General features: G+C 70.9%; 19 protein-coding genes. 9 read left to right on the top strand and 10 right to left on the bottom strand.

The window, feature by feature from the left end; genetic code table 11:
* Positions 1-444 precede the first annotated feature (444 nt).
* The 6 genes from rpmH (at position 445) to rsmG (ending at position 3,860) form a co-directional block, all read left to right on the top strand.
* On the top strand, positions 445-582 hold the full coding sequence (rpmH, locus tag AC0QU1_RS26430; RefSeq protein WP_010849920.1) for a 50S ribosomal protein L34: 138 nt from the start codon (positions 445-447) through the stop codon (positions 580-582).
* A gap of 3 nt (positions 583-585) precedes the next feature.
* The gene (rnpA, locus tag AC0QU1_RS26425; protein WP_483573618.1) at positions 586-963 is read left to right on the top strand and encodes a ribonuclease P protein component; all 378 of its coding nucleotides are present in this window, start codon (positions 586-588) and stop codon (positions 961-963) included.
* On the top strand, positions 960-1,268 hold the full coding sequence (gene yidD / locus AC0QU1_RS26420; RefSeq protein WP_483573617.1) for a membrane protein insertion efficiency factor YidD: 309 nt from the start codon (positions 960-962) through the stop codon (positions 1,266-1,268). Before rnpA ends, yidD begins: the two co-directional genes overlap by 4 nt.
* A gap of 81 nt (positions 1,269-1,349) precedes the next feature.
* Positions 1,350-2,507 carry a membrane protein insertase YidC gene (gene yidC, locus AC0QU1_RS26415; protein WP_483573616.1) on the top strand — a complete coding sequence of 386 codons (1,158 nt, stop codon included), beginning with the start codon at positions 1,350-1,352 and terminating at the stop codon, positions 2,505-2,507.
* Between the two features lie 12 nt (positions 2,508-2,519).
* A complete protein-coding gene (locus tag AC0QU1_RS26410; protein ID WP_483573615.1) occupies positions 2,520-3,074 on the top strand; it encodes a Jag family protein in 555 nt (184 codons plus the stop codon).
* Between the two features lie 111 nt (positions 3,075-3,185).
* Positions 3,186-3,860 (top strand): 16S rRNA (guanine(527)-N(7))-methyltransferase RsmG, encoded by a 675-nt coding sequence (gene rsmG / locus AC0QU1_RS26405; RefSeq protein ID WP_483573614.1) that lies wholly within the window; start codon positions 3,186-3,188, stop codon positions 3,858-3,860.
* A gap of 135 nt (positions 3,861-3,995) precedes the next feature.
* Here the strand turns inward: rsmG and AC0QU1_RS26400 are convergent, their stop codons facing one another.
* Positions 3,996-4,493: a hypothetical protein gene (locus AC0QU1_RS26400; RefSeq protein WP_483573613.1), complete on the bottom strand. Its 498-nt coding sequence runs from the start codon at positions 4,491-4,493 to the stop codon at positions 3,996-3,998.
* A gap of 1,055 nt (positions 4,494-5,548) precedes the next feature.
* Between AC0QU1_RS26400 and AC0QU1_RS26395 the strand changes: the two genes are divergently transcribed.
* Positions 5,549-7,219 (top strand): ParA family protein, encoded by a 1,671-nt coding sequence (locus AC0QU1_RS26395; protein ID WP_483573612.1) that lies wholly within the window; start codon positions 5,549-5,551, stop codon positions 7,217-7,219.
* A gap of 108 nt (positions 7,220-7,327) precedes the next feature.
* On the top strand, positions 7,328-8,602 hold the full coding sequence (locus AC0QU1_RS26390) for a ParB/RepB/Spo0J family partition protein (RefSeq protein ID WP_483573611.1): 1,275 nt from the start codon (positions 7,328-7,330) through the stop codon (positions 8,600-8,602).
* An 88-nt stretch (positions 8,603-8,690) separates the two neighbouring features.
* On the opposite strand, the gene AC0QU1_RS26385 is transcribed toward AC0QU1_RS26390, so the two are convergent.
* The 8 genes from AC0QU1_RS26385 to AC0QU1_RS26350 all read right to left on the bottom strand — a co-directional run bounded on the left by AC0QU1_RS26385 (position 8,691) and on the right by AC0QU1_RS26350 (position 19,827).
* A complete protein-coding gene (locus tag AC0QU1_RS26385) occupies positions 8,691-9,728 on the bottom strand; it encodes a D-alanine--D-alanine ligase family protein (protein ID WP_483573610.1) in 1,038 nt (345 codons plus the stop codon).
* A 102-nt stretch (positions 9,729-9,830) separates the two neighbouring features.
* Positions 9,831-11,141, bottom strand: a complete 1,311-nt coding sequence (locus tag AC0QU1_RS26380; protein ID WP_483573609.1) for an aminotransferase-like domain-containing protein — start codon at positions 11,139-11,141, stop codon at positions 9,831-9,833.
* Positions 11,142-11,329: 188 nt separating this feature from the next.
* Positions 11,330-11,656: a thioredoxin gene (gene trxA / locus AC0QU1_RS26375; RefSeq protein WP_036958760.1), complete on the bottom strand. Its 327-nt coding sequence runs from the start codon at positions 11,654-11,656 to the stop codon at positions 11,330-11,332.
* Positions 11,657-11,724: 68 nt separating this feature from the next.
* Positions 11,725-12,699 (bottom strand): thioredoxin-disulfide reductase, encoded by a 975-nt coding sequence (trxB, locus tag AC0QU1_RS26370; protein WP_483573608.1) that lies wholly within the window; start codon positions 12,697-12,699, stop codon positions 11,725-11,727.
* A 234-nt stretch (positions 12,700-12,933) separates the two neighbouring features.
* Positions 12,934-14,790 carry a protein kinase family protein gene (locus tag AC0QU1_RS26365; RefSeq protein WP_483573607.1) on the bottom strand — a complete coding sequence of 619 codons (1,857 nt, stop codon included), beginning with the start codon at positions 14,788-14,790 and terminating at the stop codon, positions 12,934-12,936.
* A 334-nt stretch (positions 14,791-15,124) separates the two neighbouring features.
* Positions 15,125-16,846: a murein biosynthesis integral membrane protein MurJ gene (gene murJ / locus AC0QU1_RS26360; RefSeq protein WP_483573606.1), complete on the bottom strand. Its 1,722-nt coding sequence runs from the start codon at positions 16,844-16,846 to the stop codon at positions 15,125-15,127.
* An 84-nt stretch (positions 16,847-16,930) separates the two neighbouring features.
* A complete protein-coding gene (locus AC0QU1_RS26355) occupies positions 16,931-19,195 on the bottom strand; it encodes a DUF6049 family protein (RefSeq protein ID WP_483573605.1) in 2,265 nt (754 codons plus the stop codon).
* Positions 19,192-19,827 (bottom strand): NUDIX hydrolase, encoded by a 636-nt coding sequence (locus tag AC0QU1_RS26350; RefSeq protein WP_483573604.1) that lies wholly within the window; start codon positions 19,825-19,827, stop codon positions 19,192-19,194. Before AC0QU1_RS26350 ends, AC0QU1_RS26355 begins: the two co-directional genes overlap by 4 nt.
* A 198-nt stretch (positions 19,828-20,025) precedes the next feature.
* Here AC0QU1_RS26350 and AC0QU1_RS26345 point away from each other — a divergent pair, with 198 nt between their 5' ends.
* Positions 20,026-21,462 carry a CCA tRNA nucleotidyltransferase gene (locus AC0QU1_RS26345; RefSeq protein WP_483573603.1) on the top strand — a complete coding sequence of 479 codons (1,437 nt, stop codon included), beginning with the start codon at positions 20,026-20,028 and terminating at the stop codon, positions 21,460-21,462.
* A 34-nt stretch (positions 21,463-21,496) separates the two neighbouring features.
* On the opposite strand, the gene AC0QU1_RS26340 is transcribed toward AC0QU1_RS26345, so the two are convergent.
* Positions 21,497-22,447, bottom strand: a complete 951-nt coding sequence (locus tag AC0QU1_RS26340; protein ID WP_483573602.1) for a ribose-phosphate diphosphokinase — start codon at positions 22,445-22,447, stop codon at positions 21,497-21,499.
* Between the last annotated feature and the right edge of the window lie 40 nt (positions 22,448-22,487).

The following is a 22,487-nucleotide window of genomic DNA, read 5'->3' as shown; positions in this document are numbered from 1 at the left end:
TGGCTTTCCTTAGTCTCGTGCGTGGGGTGGTGCGCGATGCTGGGGGTGTCTTGGAGTCTGCCATGATGGAGCACCGTCCACACAGTTGTCCACAGGTTGTGGATGGCGCGGATCATGGCTGGGCAGGTGGTACGCGGGCCGGTCGGCGGCCCCTTCCGGGAGGCGCGCCGTCGCCCGCGGTGTGGCGCGTCCGACACGCGTGATCCCGCCGTTCTGGTTTGACCCGGAGGGTCCCGGCGGCGTAACGTCAGACAGCCGTTCCAGGTACTTTTGCGCGCCCACACACGGATCCGGGTGACGTCCTCCGACGTCGGCTCCGACCGGTGGGTCAGGACCCCGGGTCGGCTCGGCCGGTCGCTGTACCGATCGGTCACTTTCACTGCATCTTTCACTGCATCGTCGAGGACAGACGGTGTGCCTACCCCGACGTTCTTGGAGTACCTCGTGAGCAAGCGGACCTTCCAGCCGAACAACCGCCGTCGTGCGAAGACCCACGGCTTCCGGCTGCGCATGCGCACCCGTGCCGGCCGCGCCATCCTGGCGGCCCGCCGTCGCAAGGGTCGCGCCGAGCTCTCAGCCTGAGCCATGTTGCCCGCGGCGCACCGTCTGCGCCGTTCCGTCGACTTCGAGCGGACGGTGCGTCGCGGCACGCGTGCAGGCCGATCGACCTTGGTGGTTCACCTCCTGGTGCCGGACGAGAACGTCGCGGACCCAGGATCGGGAACTCCCCAGGTCGGTTTTGTCGTTTCCAAGGCTGTGGGTAACTCCGTGCAGCGCAACCTGGTGAAGCGCCGGTTGCGCGCCGCAGCGGCCGGACACCTCGCGGTGCTGCCGGCCGCTTCTCGCGCCGTCGTGCGGGCACTCCCGCCGTCGGCGGGTGCTACGTACGCGGATCTCGACCGCGACCTCAACTCGTGCTTGCGCCGTGCTGTCGCACGCGCATCCGGAGACGGGAAGAGATGACCACCATCCCCGTACCCGAGGGCGAGGCCCCGCCGCGCGAGCCCTCGCTGATCGGCCGGCTCCCGGTGACCCTCCTCGTGGGGATGATCCGGTTCTACCAGGCATTCATCAGCCCGATGAGCCCGCCGAGCTGCAAGTACTACCCGTCCTGCTCGCAGTACGCCGTGATCGCGCTGCGGCGCCACGGTGCGCTGCGCGGTCTGGGCCTCGCGCTGTGGCGCCTGCTGCGGTGCAACCCGTGGAGTCTCGGCGGCGTCGACGACGTGCCGCCCGCGCGCGGCGCGCACACCCACGCCGAGGGCTGACCTGCCCCGGCTCGTGCCGCCGCACCCGACCCCCGCACCTCCCGCAGACTTCGCGTCACCCAACCTGGAGCTTCTTGACCGATGGACTTCTTCGCTTTCCTCTGGCCGATCGAATGGGTCGTCGCCTGGATCATCTACGGGTCGCACTGGCTCTTCACCACGCTCGGCATGTCCGACGGCCCCGGCACAGCGTGGGTCCTGTCGATCGTCGCTCTGGTGATCGTCATCCGTATCCTGCTCATCCCGCTCTTCTTCCGGCAGATCAAGGCCTCGCGCGGGATGCAGATGATCCAGCCCGAGCTGCAGGCGATCCAGAAGAAGTACAAGGGCAAGACGGACCCGGCGTCGCGCGAGAACATGACGCGCGAGACGATGGAGCTGTACCGGAAGCACGGGACCAACCCCTTCGCCTCCTGTATGCCGATCCTGCTGCAGTCGCCGATCTTCTTCGCGCTGTTCCGCGTGCTGAACGGCCTGGAGAGCATCTCGACCGGTGACGCGGACCCGATCGGCCCGATCACCCGCTCGGTCGCCGGTGACATCGAGTCGTCGACCCTGTTCGGCGCCCAGCTCAGCGACGTCTTCCTGCAGACCGACTCCCTGGTCTCGCGCATCGTCGTCATCGCTCTCATCGTCGCGATGAGCGTCACGACCTTCACCACGCAGCGCCAGCTCACGATGAAGAACATGCCGCCGTCGGCCCTCGAGGGCCCGATGGCGCAGACGCAGAAGCTGATGCTGTACATGCTGCCGATCGTGTTCGCGATCTCTGGCGTGAACTTCCCGGTCGGTGTCCTCATCTACTGGACCGTGACCAACCTGTGGTCCATGGGCCAGCAGTACTACACGATCCGGCGCATGCCGACGCCGGGCTCGCTGGCCGAGAAGCAGATGAAGGAGCGGCAGGCGGCGAAGGCCGCGCGGCGCGCGGCGCGCAGCGGCGAGGTCATCGAGGACGAGACGCCGGTGATCGAGGAGCCGAAGGGCGGCCAGCGGGTGCAGCCGAAGCGGAAGAACCGGCAGAAGGGCGGCGCCCGCCCCGCGCCCACCCGTCCGGCGCTCGCGCAGTCCGCGCCGCAGGATGCGCCGTCGGACGCACCGACCGGGAAGCAGCCCGGCGCCAAGCCCAAGCAGTCGGGCACGACGTCGGGACAGCAGCCGGGGTCGAAGCCCAAGCAGTCCGGTACGGCGCCCGGGGCGACCCCGGCGTCGTCGGGCAAGCGCAAGCAGAAGAAGTAGGAGGAAGACGCGATGAACGCGAGCACAGGTACGGCCGCGCAGGATCCGGCGGCCACGGTCGCGGACCCGGAGGATCGCACCAAGCGCCTCGAGGAAGAGGGCGAGATCGCCGCGGACTATCTCGAGGAGTTCCTCGACATCGCTGATCTCGACGGTGACATCGACCTCGACATCAAGCACGACCGTGCCGCGGTCGAGGTGGTCGCTGACGACCCGAGCTCGCTCGCGCACCTGATCGGGCGGGAAGGCGAGGTGCTCGACGCGATGCAGGAGCTGACACGCCTGGCCGTGCAGACCCGCACGGGGGAGCGGAGCCGGCTGATGCTCGACATCGGCGGCTACCGGGCGGCGCGGCGCGTCGAGCTGACCCGGATGGCTGAGGACGCCGTCGCGCAGGTGCGGGCCTCCGGCGAGGAGGTCGAGCTCGAACCGCTGAACGCCTTCGAACGGAAGGTCGTGCACGACGTCGTCGCGGCGGCAGGGCTGATCAGCGACTCGCGCGGCGTCGAGCCGGAGCGGTACGTCGTCGTGCAGCCGGCCGACGGGCCGGCCGTCGCCACCGACTGAGCTGCGGGTTTCGGCCGAGGGCCGGCACGCGTCCCGAGGACGTGCGCCGGCCTTCGGTGTGTTTGGCTTCTTTCGACTGCGAGTGGAGGACGGGACGTGGAAGGTTCGGACGTGGCGGGAGCCGAGGAGGCCGACGGCATCGCTCGGGTGCCCGACGCCGAGACGCTCGGGGCGAGTGATGCGGCCAAGGCGTACCTCGGGGAGGTGTACGACGGCGTCGCGCGCTACGCGGAACTGCTGCTCGACCAGGGTGAGCTGCGTGGGCTGATCGGGCCGCGTGAGGTTCCGCGGATCTGGGAGCGGCACATCCTGAACTCGGCTGCGGTGGTGCCGTACCTGCCCACGACCGGCTCGGTCGCGGACATCGGGTCGGGCGCCGGACTGCCAGGGGTGGTGATTGCCGTGCTGCGGCCTGAGCTCGAGGTGATTCTCGTCGAGCCGATGGAGCGTCGGACGACCTGGCTGGCGGAGGTCGTGGCGGAGCTGGGGCTGCAGAACGTCGAGGTGAAGCGGGGACGGGCCGAGGAGTTCCACGGCGCGTTCGAGGTCGACGCCGTCACGTCCCGCGCGGTTGCCGCGCTGTCGAAGCTGGTCCGGCTGAGCATGCCGCTCGTCCGGGTCGGCGGCGAGATGGTGATCCTGAAGGGGCGCAACGTCGCGCAGGAGGTGGAGCCGGCGCGGAAGGTGCTGCGCAAGTACGGCACGGGCGATCCGGAGATCCTGGAGGGAACCACTGTGGAGGGTGTCGAGCCGACGACGATCGTTCGGCTGCGCCGAGGGAAGTAGCTCTCTTCCCGTTGGATGTTCGCGTGGAGCTCGGATGTTTCACGTGGAACGGGAGCGGGCGCCGTGGAGGCGACCGCTCCCGTTCCGACTTTCGCGCGGGCCTTGCGCCCCCTCGCCGGGGTGCTGCTCTCGGCGTCAGCAGCCGCCGCAGTTGTAGTAGAGGATGTCCCAGTGGTTGCCCTCGTCGGTGTACAGGTTCCCGGCGGCGGAGCGGTACTGGTAACCCCAGCCGGCGATGTACCCGACGTACGTGAAGTTGCCGGTGATGTAGCTGTCGATGCAGGTGGTCGGGCGGATGTCGAGCTTATAGCCGTTCCAGTGGCTGTAGGTGCCGCTGGAGTGTCCGGTCTCGGTACCGCCGGTGATCGTGATGGCGCAACCGCTGGCCGAGCGCAGCGTCCGGATCCCGTCGATGGTGGTCTGGCGTACCTGTTCGAACGAGGTGCAGGTGGGGACGTTGCGATCGCTGCATCCCCCGCTCGAGGTCCAGCCGATGCCGGCGGCGCTGAGCTGGCTGGTGGCTTGGGCGTGGGTGAGGAAGGTGGCGGCGGTCGCCGGGGTCGCGAAGGCGAGCACGAGGGCGCCAGCGAACGCAATGATGAGCGCACCGGCTCGGGTGATGGGTCTGGACATGACGTCTCCTTGCGTGGAGTCGGACGTGCCTGGACGGACCGAGAATATGGGGCGGCGAAGTGGGTCGGGGCATATCAGTTCGGCCATAGCGATCGGGTTGGGCTCGGGGCCGGTTCGGAGGAACCTGCCGGTGGGCGGATTCGGTGGGCGGCGGATTCGCTGTGGCGGTGAAGAGGGCGATCGTCGAGGGCGGGTGCCCGGTCGCTCGGGCGCGCGTCTTCGTTTCACGTGAAACGACGGGCTGGGATTTGGGCTTGGGTCGCGGGCACGGGGCCGGGCACTACGGCTCGGGGTTGGGCGCAGGGCGCTGGGGCTGGACGGCGAGGCGCGGGGCGTGGGCTGCGGTGCCCGATGGTGGACCACGATGGTCGACGCCCAAGATTCGAGAGTGCCGGCCGGGATCGAGGGACGCTCGAACGTGGAGCCGTATGGCGCCGCGCGATCGTCGTTTCACGTGAAACCGCGACGGTCAGCTGCGTCCAGTCTGGACGGTGCCGGGGCCGAGCGGGGATGTCGAAATCGGGTCCCGATCGGGACAGGAGCGATCGGCGCTGTCGGCCGACGTCAGAGGTGGGATCGGATCCTCCACGGGTCGGCGTTTCGGCACGCCTGAGCAGGCAGGCGACCGTAGCGTTACAGGGGTGTGCTTCTTCAGAAGAAAGTCCAAGCGAGTAGCGCGGGCAGCGCGAGTCGCGACGTCGGCGACGAAGCCGGCGGCGCCAGACTTGTCCGCTTCGGAATCGCCTCCCGTGGCCGAGGTGTCTGGCTCGGACACCGCGATCGAGACGGAGATGGCCTCGCCTGCGGTCGAGCCGGCGGGGCGATCTATCTCGGCTGCCGACGCGACGGACGAGAGACAGCCGGCTGGCGCATCCGCGGCTGAATCGGAGCATGACGGAGGTCCAAAGGTCGCGGCCGCTGGCTCCGGGGATCTCGGCGGAGCCGGCGACTCCGGGACGGAGAGCGGCCCGGGCTCATCGGCTGGGGTGCGGCCCGACGTCGAAGGCTTCTCGGCGCCGGAGGCCAGTGGGACGGGGGAGTCGGAGGACGTCACGGTGCCGTCGTCCGTGGACATGGCGCCGCCTCAGCCGAAGATCGTGCGGGTCGGTCCTCAGGACGAGGTCTGGGGTCAGGATCGCCCCGGCGCCGGGGGAGAGAGCGAAGCGATGTTGAACCAGTTGATCGAGTCGGTGACGAAGCCGGCGTCGACCGAGCATGCGGAAGCACTCGACTCGGTCGGGGCGTTCGCGGCAGGCGCCGCCGTCGCGGGTGCGCCGGAACCGGCGCCGGATGACGTGAGCGGAACGGCCGACGCGACGCCGACGGGCGATGGCGCGGAGGCGCTGGCGGACGAAGGCCCCGGGACGTCGGCAGGCGAAGATCCAGATCTGGGAGATCCAGATCTGATGGATAAGCTGCCGTCGGACCGCCCGGTACCGGCCGACGCGATCAAGCGGGCCAGTGAAGCCCTCGATGCGGCGGTCAATGCCGCGCCCGCGGTCATCGGTTCGGCCATGGCAGCCGAGGATGACGAGGCGGTCGTCTTCGTCGATACGGAATTCACACATTCCGCCCGAGAAACTGAGCCGGAGTCCGAGCCAGAAGACATGGCCAGCGATTACAGTGTCCGCGTGACGGATCCGATTCCTGTGCAGAGCCTCTCCGCTCCCGGTGTTTCACGTGAAACACCTGGGTCCGTGCAGACGCCCACCGGCACCCAACAGCCCACAGGCGGCCCGCACGGTAGCGATGAAGAGCGGCGGTCAGCCCTCATCGCAACCGTCCCGGCCGTTGACGACACGACTCCTGTCGCCGCCGAGCTCGCCATGGACGCTCGCCGGCGCATCGAACTGCAGGGGCGCAAGTTCCCGCGCCCCGCGAAGACACGCATCATCACGGTGGCGAACCAGAAGGGTGGCGTCGGCAAGACGACGACCACCGTGAACGTGGCCGCTGGGCTGGCGCAGGCCGGCCTGAACGTACTCGTGATCGACAACGATCCGCAGGGCAACGCGTCGACCGCCCTCGGCATCGAGCACCGCGCGGGGACGCCGTCGGTCTACGAGATCCTCGTCGAGGGCGAGCCTCTGGCGAGCACCGTGCAGCAGTGCCCGGACGTCCCGAACCTCTGGGGTGTGCCCGCGACGATCGACCTCTCGGGCTCCGAGATCGAGCTCGTCTCGCTCGTTTCACGTGAAACGAGGCTCCGCAAGGCGATCGACAAGTACCTCGCCGATCGCGTCGCGGCGGGCGAGGAGCGGATCGACTACGTCCTGATCGACTGCCCGCCGAGCCTCGGGCTGCTCACGGTGAACGCCTTCGTGGCCGGCCGCGAGGTCTTCATCCCGATCCAGTGTGAGTACTACGCGCTGGAAGGCCTGAGCCAGCTGCTCAAGACGATCGACCTGATCCGCTCGCACCTCAATCCGGAGCTGCGCGTCTCGTCGATCCTGCTGACGATGTACGACGGCCGCACGAACCTGGCGCAGCAGGTCGCGGGCGAGGTGCGGTCGCACTTTCCTGCCGAGACCTTCAAGACGACGATCCCGCGGTCGGTGCGGATCTCGGAGGCGCCGAGCTACGGCCAGACCGTGATGACGTACGACGCGACGTCGACAGGTGCGCTCGCCTACCTGCAGGCGTCCCGCGAGCTCGCCGAGCGGGGCCAGGGCGGTTCGAGCCCGCGGCGCGCGATGCGGGCGGAGCCGGTCGGAGCGCAGGACTGATGGTGTGCAGTGGCCAGGCAGTGACGATCGGGGCGCGGTGCGCCCCGTGACGATGGAGATGAGACCCGTCCGCGCCCAGCGTTGGACCGGAACCGACGAGGAGACACGATGAGTGCGAAGCGACGCGGGCTCGGGCGGGGCCTTGGCGCCCTGATCCCGACGGGTCCCGAGCTGGACGAGCAGGCTCCCGGAGCGGGCCAGGGCGAGTCCGACGGCGCGGACAACGCGCTGGGCGGCGCGGTCGCGACGGCCGTCGAGGAGCGACCCTCGCCGGCGCTCGTCGCGACGGACGAGGTTCCGGTGAGCACGATCCCGGTGAGCGCTGCGCCGACGGAGTCGTCGCCGGAGAAGAAGGCTGCCAAGAACACGGGCCCGCGCCCCAGTACGGTGAAGTGGGACTCCGCTATCGCCAGCGGCCGGCTCTCGGTGGCCAACGAGACGGCCGACGGCGGTAGCGGGTCGGCGCTGGACAACACGTTCTTCGGCAGGGAGCAGGGCGCGGTCGACGGCGTTTCACGTGAAACACCGGAACTCATCCCCGTGCCCGGAGCGCGCTTCGCGGAGCTGCCCGTCACCGCGATCCGGCCGAACACCTGGCAGCCGCGGACGGTCTTCGACGAGGGCGACCTCGACGAGCTGGTCGAGTCGATCAAGGAGATCGGCGTCCTCCAGCCGATCGTCGTCCGGCCGGACAAGGACAGCCCCGGCGAGTACGAGCTCATCATGGGTGAGCGACGCTGGCGCGCAACGCAGATCGCCGAGCTCGAGACCATCCCGGCGATCATCCGCGATACCGAAGACGGCGACATGCTCCGGGACGCGCTGCTGGAGAACCTGCACCGCTCGGACCTGAACCCGCTCGAAGAGGCGGCGGCCTACCGGCAGCTCCTCGACGACTTCGGCTGCACGCACGAAGAGCTCGCCCACCGCATCGCGCGCAGCCGTCCGCAGATCTCGAACACGCTGCGGCTGCTGCGCCTGCCACCGCTCGTGCAGCGCCGGGTCGCGGCGGGTGTGCTGTCGGCCGGTCACGCGCGGGCGCTGCTCGGCCTGAGCGACGGCGCGGAGATCGAGCGGCTCGCACAGCGCATCGTCTCGGAAGGCCTCTCGGTTCGCGCGACCGAGGAGATCGTGATGCTCGCGGAGTCCGACGGCGGCAGCACCAAGACACGGAAGGCGCCGCGCGCCGGCACCCGCAGCGAGGCGGTGGACGAGCTCGCCACGCGGCTGTCCGACCGCTTCGAGACGCGGGTCAAGGTCGCACTCGGCAAGACCAAGGGCCGCATGACCGTCGAGTTCGCCTCGGTCGAGGACCTCAACCGGATCCTCCACGTCATGGCACCCGACGAGCGGGGTCTCTTCAAGCCCGCCTCTGACGCCTGACACGCTGGCGCATACGAACGGCTCCGGGCCGGCAACCACACCACGTGGATGCCGGCCCGGAGCCGTTACTGTGTCCGAACACCAACCGCTACCGCGCAGCCGTCAGCGCCGTGTCGACGATGGTGCGGTACAGCGTCGGCAGATCGTGCCCGCTCGCGGCCACGGCCTGCGGTAGAAGCGACATCTCCGTCATACCGGGCGCGACATTCACCTCGAGCACGTACGCGGTGCCCGACCGGTCGAGAATCATGTCGGTGCGGGACAGGTGCCGCAGGTGCAGCGCCCGGTGCGCGTGCACGGCGACGTCGGACACGAGGGTGGCCTGCTCCGCGGTGAGGCGGGCCGGCGCGAAGAACTCCGTCTCGCCCGCGACGTAGCGGGCCGCGTAGTCGTACGCGCCGTCGGCGACGATCTCCACGGCGGCGAGGGCTGTCGGCCCGTCGGGGCCGTCGATCACGCTGACCGCGAGCTCGACGCCGTCGATCGCCTGCTCGATGAGCGCGGTCTCGCCGTAGGCGAAGCACTCCACCATCGCGCGCGGCAGGTCCTCCGCACGCGTCACGACCGTGACGCCGAGGGCCGAACCGCCCTCCGTCGGCTTCACCACCAGCGGCAGTCCGAGGCGTCGGACGATCGTGTCCAGGACGGGCTGGGCGCCGAGGTCTCGGAAGAGGCTCTGCGGGAGCGTCACGTAGTCCGGCGTCGCGAGGCCGGCGTCGAGCAGCGCGGCCTTCGCGATGGGCTTGTTCCAGACGACGCGACTCGCGCGCGGCCCGGTGCCCACGTACGGCAGGCCGACCATGTCGAGCACGTCACGCACCGAGCCGTCCTCGCCGGAGGCACCGTGCAGCAGCGGCCAGACGACGTCGGGCCGCGCCTCGCGGAGGAACGCCAGGAGGTCCGCGTCGACGTCGTGCAGCACGACCTCCAGGCCGGTGGCGCGGAGCGTCTCGGCCACACGGCGCCCGGAGCGGAGGGACACGTCCCGCTCGTGCGACAGGCCGCCGGCGAGGACGACGACCAGGGGAGCGCCCCTTCCGGCGTCGGGCCCGGTGGGGGAGGACGGCGCGCCGGCGGGGACATCGGAGGACGCCGGCGCGGACGGTGCGGGGGCGGGACTGGTCATCGAGGACTCACTCGGTAGGGGTCAACGGTCAGCAGGTCAGCAGCCATCGTGTCAGACGCACAGGACACCCGCGTGACCTGTGCGTCCGACGTGGCGCAGGCGTCACGCCAGATCGGGAGCCGGGCTCTCGACGTCGTCCGTGTCCGGGTCGGGCTGCGCGGAGGTACCGAAGATCTGCACCAGCTCGGACTCGCCGTTCACGACGCCGGCCAGTCGCCGCACACCCTCCCGGATGCGCTCCGGCGTCGGGAAGCAGAACGACAGGCGCATGTGGTCCGAGCCGCTGCCGTCGTAGTAGAAGGCGGTGCCCGGCACGTACGCGACCCGCGCCGTCACGGCGCGGGGCAGCATCGCGCGGGCGTCCAGGCCGTCGGGGAGCCGGACCCACACGAAGAAGCCGCCGTTCGGCACGTTCCACAACGCGCTGGGCAGGTGCTCGCCGAGCGCGCCGACGAGCGCGTCGCGCCGCTCGCGGTACATCTCGCGGTAGGCCTTGATCTGGGCCTTCCAGTCACAGGTCTCCAGGTAGGTCGCCACCGCGAGCTGCGAGGCATTCGACGGCGACAGCACGGCGGCCTCGCTCGCGAGCACGAGCTTGTCGCGCACCGCGTGCGGCGCGATGACGAAGCCCACCCGGTAGCCGGGGGCGAACGTCTTGGAGAACGAGCCGAGATACAGCACGCCGTCGGTGTCATAGGAGCGCAGCGCGGGCAGCGGCTCGTCGTCGAACCCGAGCAGGCCGTACGGGTCGTCCTCGACGACGAGGACGCCGTGCCGGCGGCAGATCTCCAGGACCTGCGGGCGGCGCTCGACGGACATCGAGACGCCGGCTGGGTTCTGGAACGTCGGAATGGTGTAGAGAAATTTCACCCGCCGGCCCTCGGTCGCCAGCCGGGTGAGCGTTGCGTCGAGCTCGGCGGGGACGAGTCCCTCGGCGTCGAGCGGCACGTGGACGACGTCGGCCTGGTAGGAGCGGAAGACGCCCAGCGCTCCGACGTACGAGGGCGCCTCGGCGACCACGACGTCGCCCGGGTCCACGAAGATGCGGGTCACCAGGTCGAGCGCGGACTGGGAGCCGGTGGTGACCACGACGTCGTCGGGATGGGCCGACACGCCCTCCAGCGCCACCACCTGCGTGATGTGCTCACGCAGTACCTCCTCGCCCTGGCCGGAGCCGTACTGCAGGGCGGTGGTGCCCTTGGTGGCGATGAGGCGCTGCATGGTGTCGGCGATGACCTCGAGCGGCAGGCCTTCGAGGTACGGCATGCCGCCGGCCAGCGACACGACCTCCGGACGGTTCGCGACCGAGAAGAGCGCCCGGATCTCCGAGGCGCGCATGCCGTGCGCTCGCGCCGCGTACGAACCAAACCACGGGTCGAGGCGGTTACCGGCGGTCTCGGGAAGCTCGTTCACGCACCCCAGTGTCGCACGGCGCCGGTGTCGGACCGGTGTCCGATCACGCGTGAAACAGTGTGTCTACCGGGCTCGCGCACAGGCTCGCGGACACGGCCCGCGCACAAGAAGAGCGCGTGCCCGGAGCCGCACCCGGTCACCTGACCGGGTGGGCCGGGCACACGCTCCGGCTTGTGTGCGAGACCGGATCAGCCCGCGAGGACCTCGTCGATCTCCTCGGTCAGCGCGCGCTTCGGGCGGGCGCCGATGATCGACTTCACGACCTCGCCGCCCTTGTAGACGTTGAGCGTCGGGATCGACACGATGCCGTAGTCCATGGCGGTCTGGCGGTTCTCGTCGGTGTCGAGCTTGACGATCTTGATCTTGCCCTCGTACTCGTCGGAAAGCTCCTCGAGGATCGGCGCGACCATGCGGCACGGGCCGCACCAGGTGGCCCAGAAGTCGACGAAGACAGGAATGTCAGAGTCGAGGACCTCGGCCTTGAAGGTGTCGTCGGTGACCTTGATGGTGCTCATCCAGCATCTCCTTGTTCGTGGCCCGTCAGGGCCGAGTGAGGCGGGGCCGGGTGGAGCCGGCCCGAGGTTCAGTCGTTCAGCGAGTCGAGGTACGCCTGGGCGTCGAGCGCCGCGGAGCAGCCCGAGCCGGCGGCCGTGATCGCCTGGCGGTAGGTGTGGTCGACGGCGTCGCCGCACGCGAAGACGCCGGGAAGGTTGGTGCGGGTGCTGCGGCCCTCCACGAGGATGTAGCCGTTCTCGTCCAGGTCCACCTGGCCCTTGACGAGGTCGGTGCGGGGCTCGTGGCCGATCGCGATGAACAGGCCGGTCACGTCGACGTCCCGGAGGTCGCCCGTGACGGTGTCGCGCAGGCTGATGCCCGCGACCTTGTCCTCGCCCGCGATGCCCGCGACCTCGCTGTTCCACGCGAACTCGATCTTCGGGTCCGCCATGGCGCGGTCGGCCATGATCTTCGAGGCCCGCAGGCCGTCGCGGCGGTGCACGACGGTGACCTTCGAGGCGAAGCGCGTGAGGAACGTCGCCTCCTCCATCGCGGAGTCGCCGCCGCCGACCACGACGATGTCCTGATCGCGGAAGAAGAAGCCGTCGCAGGTGGCGCACCACGATACGCCGCGGCCGGAGAGGCGCTTCTCGTCGGGCAGGCCCAGCTCGCGGTACGCGGAGCCGGTCGCGAGGATCACGGACCGGGCGCGGTAGGTGTCGCCGCCGCCCGTCACGATGGTCTTGACGTCACCCGTCAGCTCGACCTGCTCCGCGTCGTCCCAGACGACCTTGGCGCCGAACTTCTCCGCCTGCTCGCGCATGGCGTCCATCAGCTCGGGGCCCTGGATCCCGGCCGGGAAGCCGGGGAAGTTCTCGACCTCCGTGGTGTTCATCAGCGCACCGCCCGCGGTGACCGAGCCCGCGATGACCACGGGCGCGAAGCCGGCGCGCGCCGCGTAGACGGCGGCCGTGTATCCCGCGGGGCCGGACCCCACGATGACGACGTCGAGCACGGGGGCGTCGGTGGTCCCCGCGGCCGGAGCGGTGGTCTGTTCGGTCAAGGTGGTCTCCTCGAGTTCCATGGGCACACGCAACAACACGCGAGCGGGTCCCAGTGTTCCAGCCGATGCCCTCGGCGGCCCGGTCGCGGACGTGAATCTCACCACAGAATATCGACATACTTCGATGCATGGGAGGGGTGTGACGCGAACTCTCGATGCCTGGGCCGGGCGCGAACAGAACTGGGGCGCGCGGACCGTTCTCCGCGCGCCCCAGCCTTGCCTCGGTGACTCAGGTCAGCTCAGCACAACCTCGTTCAGCTCGAGCCGGTAGCCGTCAGAGACCTGGGGCAGCTCGGTGATCCAGATCGTGAACGAGTCGCTCACGACCGGCTCGGGCAGCTCGAACGTGGTGGTCTCGGAGAACGTCCCCTCCGCGAGCACCTCGCCGCCCTCGCCGCCCTTGAGGATCTGCACCTTGCCGCCCGGGGTCTTGGGAGTGAGCAGCTCGATCTTGGTGACCGACGCCGGCTCCCGCAGCTTCAGCTCCATCCCCAGGAAGTCCTTGAACCCGCCGAAAGCCGCCTGCCGCTGGTAGGTGGTGGTGTAGTAGAACGTCGCCGGGTCGGCGTCGTACGCCAGCTCGACCTTCTCCGGGTGGTCGATGGTCTGGCCCTCCCACTCCAGGACGCCGAGGAGCGCGGCCGAGTCGATCACCGGGCGCGCCTCCGTCTCGGTGGGTGCGGACGGCTGGGTGCTGCCCCCGCCCTCGGTGCCGCCTGGGGAGGCGGACGACACCGGCGTCGGAGAGGCATCGGCGATCACGTCAGGCGTGGGCGCCAGGACGGCGTTGATGGCCCAGATGAGGCCGGCGACGACCGCGACGCCCACGAGACCGAGCACGATCGGCGTCGGGTTGACGCCGCCGCGCTTGGGCGCCGGCTGCGTGGCGAACCCCGCGTCCGGGTCGTAGTAGCCGCCGTTGGGGTCCTGTCCCGCCGGCGCGAACGACTGCGGGGGGTACTGCTGCGGCGCCTGCGGCGCGTACTGCGCCTGACCGTACCCGGGCTGCTGCGCGGCCGGCTGGCCGAACTGGTCGTAGCCCGGCACCGCGCCCTCGGGCGGTGGGGGCGGAACCGGTGCGTGCCCGTAGGCCTGCGGCTCGTAGGTGTAGTCGTTCTGCGGCTCGGGGTAGCCGGCGGGCACGGTGCCTGCCCCCATCGCCATCGTCTCGTCGTTACGTGCGATCCGGCCGGTGACGGGGCGCCGCACGGGCGGCGTTCCCTCGCCACCGAAGGCTTCGGCGACGGACTGTCGTCGCGGCTCCTCCGGCTCGGGCTGCACGAATCCAGGCAGCGATGCCACTACGGAAACCTCTCCCCACGGCCGGAGGGCCGCGGTCACGTCGTCGGGGTTCATCGGCCCTTCGGCACCGCCGGACGCGTCGAACGTCCGGCGCACCAGGGCGTCGATGTCGGTGTCCACGTGGGGGACCAGCGTGGACAGGGGCGCAACGGCGCCCGAGTCGTCGACCTGCGCCGGCAACGGGATCAGGGTGTCCTTCGCGATCCAGTCGGCCTCGAGGTCGTGGCCGGGCCAGCGCGCCGTCATCGCGTAGTAGAGGAGGGCCACCAGGCCCTGGGCGTCGAACTGGGCCGGCCTGCCGTTGAGGGTATCGCCAGAGGCGAGCCCGCCGTCGAGCCCGAGGCCCGTGATCCGGACCTGGTGGCCGTCGATGCGGACGGCCTCCGGGCGCAGCACGGTGTGGTGCACGCCGCGGGCGTGCGCAACGCCGAGGGCGGTGGCCGCCTCACCGACGATCGCCCTGGCCTGCTGCTCGTCGACGAGACCGCCCGAGACGATCTCCGTCAGGGTCTTGCCGGTGTGCGGCTCGGTGACCACGTACTTGTGGCCGTCGGCGTCCGACCCGGCGTCGAGCACGCGGACCAGGCGAGGGTCTGTCACGAGGGCCGCACGCCGGGCGGAGTCCAGCGCGTCGCCCGCATAGGGCCCGGTCACGAGGGTCACGCGGACCTCGCGGTCGAGGATCAGGTCGTGTGCCTCCCAGGCGGTCGCCGCGGCGAGGTCGGTGCTCGCCTGCTGGCTCAGCCTGTATCTCTCGACCAGCACGCTGCCTGGCTCGACGGTGCTCACACGGACCTCCTCGCTCGCTCGGGGGACAGGGACAGTAGCAGGTGCGTCACCACAGGGATCACGCGCCGTCGCCATGCTACGCGGAACCGCCGACAGCCCGCCGGGACGTGGCCCCGCCCGCGCCAGGCATCCGCGAGATCAGCCGTCCGCACCTACGAGGCGTCCACATGCTCCCGCGTGCCGGGCGTCCGCGAGAGTGCCGCGTGCGAGAGTGCCGGTACGCGAGAGGCACAGACCACCGAGGTGGCCTGTGCCTCCGGGACGACGTCGTCCGGCGGTGCCGGCCCCCGAGAACCGGCGGTCGGACCGCGCCGCGAGAGTCTCGCCGCGAGAGTCAGCGCCGCAACCGCGCCAGCACCGGCGCCAGCAGCCGGTTGAGCTCGTCGACGCGCAGCAGGCGGAGCAGCAGCACGTAGACGGCGAGCATGACTACGCCGCAGAGCGCGGTCACCCACAGGCCGCTGAGCATGGTGAGCACCCAGCCGCTGTCGAACGTGAGCACCTCGAACCCGCCGACCAGCCGGTAGACGCCCCACCCGGCGAACCCGGAGACCGCGGCGGCGAGGACCGCCTTGGCGTGCAGGGTGAGGATGCGGACGCCGTCGAGCCGGCCGCCGAGCTTCGCCTTGAGGCCCCTGGTGCGCAGGAGCACCGTGATCCAGTTCGACAGGGCGTACGAGCCACCGGCGGCGATGACCCAGTACCGCGGGTCCAGCCAGATCTGGGCCGCGATCAGCCCGGCGACGAGGGCGAGCGTCGACGGCACGGTGATCCAGAAGACGGAGCGGCCGTCCTCGTAGGCGTAGTAGACCCACTTCATGAGGGCCATGCCGCCGAGCGGCACCAGGCCGAACGCGAGCGCGGTCAGCACGGGCGCGATGAGGGCGGTGCCCTCGGCGCCCGCCGTCGGGACGATGAAGGCGGTGGCCGGACCCGCCAGCACGACGAGCGCCGCGGTGGCGAACACGGTGAAGACACCGATGGTGCGCAGTCCGAGGGACAGGTCGGCGCGGACGCGGTCTGTGTCGCCCTCCTGCGCGGCCTTGCTGATCCCCGTGAACAGTGCGGTCGCTATCGAGACCGTGACCAGCGAGTGGGGCAGCAGGTAGATGAGGAGCGCCTGCGTGTACGAGGCGTTGCCCGCCATCGCCTCACCGGAGGCCCCGGCCCCCGAGGTGACCCTCGTCAGGTACGCGACGCCGGCCTGTTCCAGGACCACCGCGGCGAGCGTCCACAGGGCGACCGCCCCCGCCGAGCGCAGGCCGATGCCGCGCAGCCCGAGGCGGAAGTGCCACCGGAAGCCGGAGCGCAGCAGCGGCACGAGCAGCACCAGCGCCTGGGTCACGATGCCGAGGGTGGCCGTCCCGGCCAGCAGGATCGTGCGCGGCGTGTCCCACTCGGACAGGTCGTTGATCCCGAGGTCGGGTGCGCTGCCGAACACGAGCAGGAAGATGCCGAACCCGAGGATCGCCACCACGTTGTTCGCCACCGGTGCCCACATGAACGGGCCGAACTGCTCGCGGGCGTTCAGCACCTGGCCCAGCAGCGTGTACAGACCGAAGAAGAAGAGCTGTGGGATGCACCAGTACGCGAAGACGGTCCCGAGCGCGAGCTGCTCGGCGGTCCAGCCGTCCGTGTAGAGCATCACCACCCACGCGGAAGCACCCGTGAGGCCGGCGGTGACCGCCAGGATGCCGACGGCGGAGACGGTGAGCAGCTTGTCGATCCGCTCCTGGGCGTTGTGCGCGCGGAACGCCTTGACGATCTGCGGCACCAGGACGGCGTTCAGCATGCCGCCGGCGAGGATCGCGAACAGGACGCCGGGCAGCTTGTTCGCGACGTCGAACGCGTTCGCGACCGTGCCCGCCGAGCCGATGGCGGCCACCAGCATCATGTTGCGCACCAGGCCGCCGAGGCGGGAGGCGGCGGTGCCCGCCGCCATGACTATCGAGTTGCGTCCGAGGCTGCTGGCCGACGCCGGCGGCGCGGCGGACGCGTCCGGACCGCTGGCGGCCTCGGCGCTGGGGTCCGACGCAGGGTCGGTCGGTGCGGTCACGGCGTTCTCCTGGGTCAAGCGACTACTCCCGTGGTCTGGGCCTCGCCCGGCGCGGTTCGGCCAACGCGTGCGGCGGCCGAAACACTACTCCGCTCGGACGGCCATCGAGTCCGCGGACGGCACCGGAGCGGATTCCGGCGCCTCGGCCGCCGTCCCGGTGGCCTCCTCGACGTCCTTGCTGGTGGCACGGTACGGGGAACGCCCGCGGCGCACCGTGCGCCAGATCCCGGACAGGAACAGCAGGGCGACGAGGCCGGCGGCGATCCAGGTACCGACCTCCTCCCACCCGGCGCGCACCCGGACCTGGAAGGAGGAGTCGTCGCTGATCTTGGCGCCGGTCGGCGTGAGGACCTGCGCGGTCACCTCGACGTCGCCCGAGCCGATGGCGCGCACCGGCACCCGCACGTCCATCTCCTGGCCCGCCGGGATGGTCTCCGTGCTGCGGGCGTCGACGGTGAGGCGCGGGTGGTCGGGGCGCAGCACCACGGTGACCGTCGCGTCGACGTCGAGCCCGTTGCGTACGCGCACCGGGATGTCGCCGGCGTCGGTGATGAAGTTGATGTCCTCGCGCGGGACCACGGTCACGGACTCCTGCGTGAGCTTGGCCGCCGAGCGCAGGGCCTGCCGCACGAACAGGTCCCGGAGCCCTGGATCGCTGCGCTGCGCGACGGCGAGCGGGGCGGCGAGGCGGGCGACGCCCGGCCGCCAGATCTTGAACGAGCCCTGCTCGGCGACCGACGAGAACGTGACGACGGCATCGCGCGCGCGCTCCAGCTCGGCCACCTCGGTGGCACCGAGCTCGGCCCTGGACGCGCGGTGCTCCGGCAGGGGCGTGCGGGGCACGTCCTGGGCCTCCTGCAGGAGGAGCGTGTTCAGGGTGGTGGTGGTGACCCAGCCCGAGTCGTCGAGCGCGTTCAGGATCGTGGTGGCGGCCTCGGCGTCGGGCGTCCAGGTGCGCGGCGCCACGATCGACAGGGACGGCGGGTCGGACGGGGACTGGCTCACGACGGCGGCCGTCTCGGCGAGGAGGCGCTGCGTGCCCTCCGCCGTGGTGGAGGTCGTCGTGACGGACGGCGCGTCGGCGGAGCTCTCGGTGGACGCGGCGGTCTCGGCGCCCGACAGGTCGGTCGCGGCGAGGAAGGCCTGCGTGAGGATCGTGTCGGTGATGACCGCGCGCGCGGTGCCCGACGGCGTCGCGACGTCCGCCCGGCCCGTCACGGTGCCCTGCCCTTCGTGCGCGAGCCCGCCGCCGCTGACCACGACGTTCCGCCGGTCGGCGGAGACCGCGAGGTCGAGGGTCTCGATGTCGGGCACTATGCCGTCGGCGGGCCAGGCCAGGTTGGTGCTCCAGCCGGCCGGGACCTCCCAGTCGGCCGTCCGGGGGGCGTGCAGAAAGCTCCGCGAGCCGGTGGTCCGCACGTTGGCGTGCGCGAGCGCGGCGAGATCCGGGTCGTGGTCGGGGAGCGTATAGGTGGCGGTGTCGGCAGCGGCAGCGAGCATGCGCTCGTACCACTCCGTGAGGGCGGGGTCCTTCGAGGTCGAGGCGACGCCCATGACGTCGGGGTCGATCGCGAGCGACAGGTTGGTGTGCTCGGCCACCTGCAGCACGCCGTCGAGCCGCTGGCCGGCGGCGGTGCGCTGCGCCAGCTCGATGTCGGCGGTGCTCGGGTCGGCCGGGTCGGTGGCCGGGCTCGTCACGGCCGCCAGGATGCTGACCCGCATGGGCTCGCGCTCGAGGCCGTCGGCGTCGTACATGAGAAAGGAGCGGGCCACGCCGAGGCGGCCCGTGGTGTCGCCGACGACGACGGCGAGCCGGCGCGCGCCGAAGCCCTGCAGCGTCTGGGCGCCCGGGTCGTAGGTGAACGAGACGTTCGCGGACGCGCCCGGCGCCAGGTCCGGGACCGGCTGCTGCGTGGGCGCGCCGTAGACCTGGTCGAGCAGGTCCGCCGTGGACCACTTGGCGATCTCCGCGCGCGAGGTGAGCGCCGCCCAGTCCACGGTCAGCTCGGCCAGGGCGCCGGCGATCGGGGCGTCGGTCGTGTTGGTGACCCGCGCCCGGATCGTCACCTCGTCGCCGGGCCTGGCCACCGGGTGCGAGACGTCGACGACGTCGACGTCCAGCCGGCCCGCCGGGGAGGCCGCGACGGGGATGGGCTCGGTCGTGGCCCTGCTCGCGGGTGACAAGGTGATGGCGACGCCCGCCGCGGCGACCGAACTGGCGGCCGCCGCAGGGACCATGGCTGACCCGACGAGCACCGCGCCCGCCAGGAGCACGGCGCTGAGCTTGCCGGTGCGGCGGGCCGCCCGGCGGCGGGCGGAACTGCGGGAGAGGTCGGGGTGCTGCGTCATGGCAGGTCTGGGCGCTCCGTGGGGAAGGCGTCGGCGCGCAACGCGTCCCGGAGGTTCCTCGACGACTCGAGGAGATCCAGGGCGGCCACGGCCAGTCGCTGCTCGTTCGGGTACGACAGGCGCTCGGCGAGCTCGTCCATCCTGACCCAGAGAACGTCCTCGGCCTCGCCGTCCGGATCGTTCTCCACGGTCAGGTGACCGCCCTCCGCGCGCAAGAGGTAATGGTGCACCACCTTGTGCACCCGCCGGTCCTCACCGGTGAACCAGTAGTCGATCACGCCGAGCTCCGCCTGGATGGAGCCGCGGATCCCGGTCTCCTCGCGGATCTCGCGGATCGCCGCCTCCTGCGGGGTCTCGCGGCCTTCGAGGTGACCCTTCGGCAGGCACCACTCCAGGCGGCCCGTCCGGTTGCGGCGCAGCAGCACCGCCGCGCTGAAGTCCCCGGAGCGCCCGGGCCCCGCCCGCAGCACCAGCCCGCCCGCCGAGGTCTCGTCCACGATCGGCAGATGCGCGGGCGCCGTCATCGCGGCGGCGCGCCGTGCCGGGTTCACCCGTAACGGTGCCCCGCCGGGTGGCGTGGGCACGTCCGGGCGACCGTCAGGTCGGTCGCTCGCCGGAACAGGTGTGGACATGCCCCAACACTACCGACTGAGCACCGTTGCTCCGGTCAGGCGAGGGGGTGCGGGCGGTTTCGGACACTCGGTTCGTTCGGCTCGCGAGAATGGCCTGTGTGCCGCGTGGCGGCCGGCTGGGCTTCCGGTCGACACCGCAGCGGGCGGGCGTTAGTCGGTGGGTGTCAGCATGTTGCCATCATGTAAGAATCTTGGGCTGTGTCTACCCCTGAACAGGATCTGTTGCGGCGCGCGCTCGGTGTGCTGACCGAGATGGCGCCCGCGGCGCTCGAGCTGGGCGAGCAGTTTCGTGCCGCCGGGCACGAGCTCGCGCTCGTCGGCGGCCCGGTTCGGGACGCGTTCCTCGGCCGCACGAGCAACGACCTCGACTTCGCGACGTCGGCCTCGCCGGACCAGACGCAGAAGATCCTGGCGCGCTGGGGCGACGCCCACTGGGACATCGGCAAGGAGTTCGGCACCATCGGGGCGCGCAGGGGCGACGTCGTCGTCGAGGTGACGACGTACCGCACGGACAAGTACGACCCGGCGTCGCGCAAGCCGCTCGTCGAGTTCGGGGACACGCTCGACGGCGACCTGTCCCGGCGCGACTTCACCGTGAACGCGATGGCGGTGCGCGTGCCGGACCTGGCGTTCGTCGACCCGTTCGGCGGGCTGGGCGATCTCGCCGCCGGTGTGCTGCGCACCCCGATCGCGCCCGAGCGCTCGTTCGACGACGACCCGCTACGCATGATGCGCGCGGCGCGGTTCGCCGCGCAGCTCTCGTTTCACGTGGAACCGGGAACGCTCGCCGCAGTGGTCGCGATGGCCGGGCGGATCGAGATCGTGTCGGCGGAGCGGGTGCAGGCGGAGCTCACCAAGCTGATCCTCAGCGCCGACCCGCGCGCGGGTCTCGAGGTGCTCGTCGACACCGGCCTCGCCGACCACGTGCTGCCCGAGCTGCCCGCCCTCCAGCTCGAGATCGACGAGCACCACCGGCACAAGGACGTCTACCAGCACTCGCTCACCGTGCTGGACCAGGCCATCGCCCAGGAGACCGGGCCGGACGGCGCGGTGCCTGCGCCCGACCTGGTGCTGCGCCTCGCGTCGCTGCTGCACGACATCGGCAAGCCCGACACGCGCCGCTTCGAGCCCGGCGGCGGCGTCAGCTTTCACCATCACGAGGTGGTCGGCGCCAAGCTCGCCGCCAGGCGGCTCAAGGCGCTCAAGTTCGAGAAGCAGGTGGTCAAGGACGTGTCGCGGCTCGTGGAGCTGCACCTGCGGTTCCACGGGTACGGCGACGGCGTGTGGACGGACTCCGCCGTCCGCCGCTACGTGACCGACGCCGGCCCGCTGCTCGAGCGGCTGCACCGGCTTACCCGTGCCGACTCGACCACGCGCAACAAGCGGAAGGCCAAGCGCCTGTCCGACGCGTACACCGACCTGGAGAACCGGATCGCCGCGCTGCGCGAGCAGGAGGAGATCGACGCGATCCGGCCGGACCTCGACGGCACGCAGATCATGGCGATCCTCGGGATCCCGCCGTCGCGCGAGGTCGGCCAGGCGTACAAGTACCTGCTGGGCCTGCGCATGGAGCGGGGGCCGCTGGGCGAGGACGTGGCGACGGAGGAGCTCAAGAAGTGGTGGGCCGAGCGGTAGGCCCGGGCCGCCGAGGCCCTGGGCGGGCCGCGTCCTAGACGTGGGTCGGGTCGAACAGGGCGCTCACCGACTCGCCGCTGTGGATGCGGCGTACCGCTTCGGCGAAGGCCGGGGCGACGCTGATCACGGTCAGCTTGTCGTGCGCGAGGAGCCCGGTCGAGGGCACCGTGTTGGTGGTGACGATCTCGACCACGTCGGGGTCGGCGGCGATCCGGTGCGCGGCGTCGTTGGCGAAGATGCCGTGCGTGCACGCGATCCGGACGCTGCGCGCCCCGTGCTCCCGGAGCAGGTCGAGGATGGCCATGATCGTCGACCCGTTGGCGATCTCGTCGTCGAGCACGATGATGTCGCGGCCGGTGACGTCGCCGATGAGGGACGTGATCTCGACCCGGTCGCCGTCGAAGCGCTCCTTCGCGGCCGCGGCGACGGGAATCCCGAGCATCTTCGCGAACGCCGACGCGCTCTTCGCGTTGCCGAGGTCGGGGGAGACCACCGTGGCCTTGGCGAGGTCGCTGGGCAGGAAGTGCGCCGCGAGCTCACGCAGCGCGTTGAGCTGGTCGGTCGGCACCCGGAAGAACGCGTGCACCTGCGGTGCGTGCAGCGTCATCGTGAGGATGCGGTTCACGCCGGCCGTCTCCAGCAGGTCCGCGACGAGGCGCCCGCCGACCGAGATGCGCGGCGCGTCCTTCTTGTCCGAGCGCGCGTACGCGAAGTGCGGCATGACGGCGGTGATCCGGCGGGCCGATGCGCCCTTGGCGGCGTCGATCATGAGCAGGAGCTCCATCAGGCTCTCCTGCGCCGGGCGCACCACGGACTGCACGAGGTAGACGTCGCGCTCGCGGCAGTTCTCCAGGAGCTGGACCTGCAGGCAGTCGTTGGCGAAGCGCTGGATCTTGATCGGGCTCAACGGGACGTCGAGATCAGCGCACATCTCCTGAGCGAAGCGCTGACCCCCGGTACCAGCGAAGACCCGTACCTCGGCCATGGCTGGAGTCTACGGAACGTCAAGCCGACATGCCTAGCCA

The organism is Promicromonospora noduliphila, from assembly GCF_056951025.1.
This window is presented reverse-complemented; position numbering and strand designations above follow the sequence as displayed.

Excerpts from the sequence above, each read along its gene's own strand:
- yidC (WP_483573616.1), top strand. The coding sequence starts at position 1,350 with ATGGACTTCTTCGCTTTCCTCTGGCCGATCGAATGGGTCGTCGCCTGG.
- AC0QU1_RS26350 (WP_483573604.1), bottom strand. The coding sequence starts at position 19,827 with ATGTCCACACCTGTTCCGGCGAGCGACCGACCTGACGGTCGCCCGGAC.
- rnpA (WP_483573618.1), top strand. The coding sequence starts at position 586 with ATGTTGCCCGCGGCGCACCGTCTGCGCCGTTCCGTCGACTTCGAGCGG.
- yidD (WP_483573617.1), top strand. The coding sequence starts at position 960 with ATGACCACCATCCCCGTACCCGAGGGCGAGGCCCCGCCGCGCGAGCCC.
- AC0QU1_RS26390 (WP_483573611.1), top strand. The coding sequence starts at position 7,328 with ATGAGTGCGAAGCGACGCGGGCTCGGGCGGGGCCTTGGCGCCCTGATC.
- AC0QU1_RS26410 (WP_483573615.1), top strand. The coding sequence starts at position 2,520 with ATGAACGCGAGCACAGGTACGGCCGCGCAGGATCCGGCGGCCACGGTC.
- AC0QU1_RS26385 (WP_483573610.1), bottom strand. The coding sequence starts at position 9,728 with ATGACCAGTCCCGCCCCCGCACCGTCCGCGCCGGCGTCCTCCGATGTC.
- trxA (WP_036958760.1), bottom strand. The coding sequence starts at position 11,656 with ATGAGCACCATCAAGGTCACCGACGACACCTTCAAGGCCGAGGTCCTC.
- AC0QU1_RS26340 (WP_483573602.1), bottom strand. The coding sequence starts at position 22,447 with ATGGCCGAGGTACGGGTCTTCGCTGGTACCGGGGGTCAGCGCTTCGCT.
- AC0QU1_RS26355 (WP_483573605.1), bottom strand. The coding sequence starts at position 19,195 with ATGACGCAGCACCCCGACCTCTCCCGCAGTTCCGCCCGCCGCCGGGCG.
- AC0QU1_RS26400 (WP_483573613.1), bottom strand. The coding sequence starts at position 4,493 with ATGTCCAGACCCATCACCCGAGCCGGTGCGCTCATCATTGCGTTCGCT.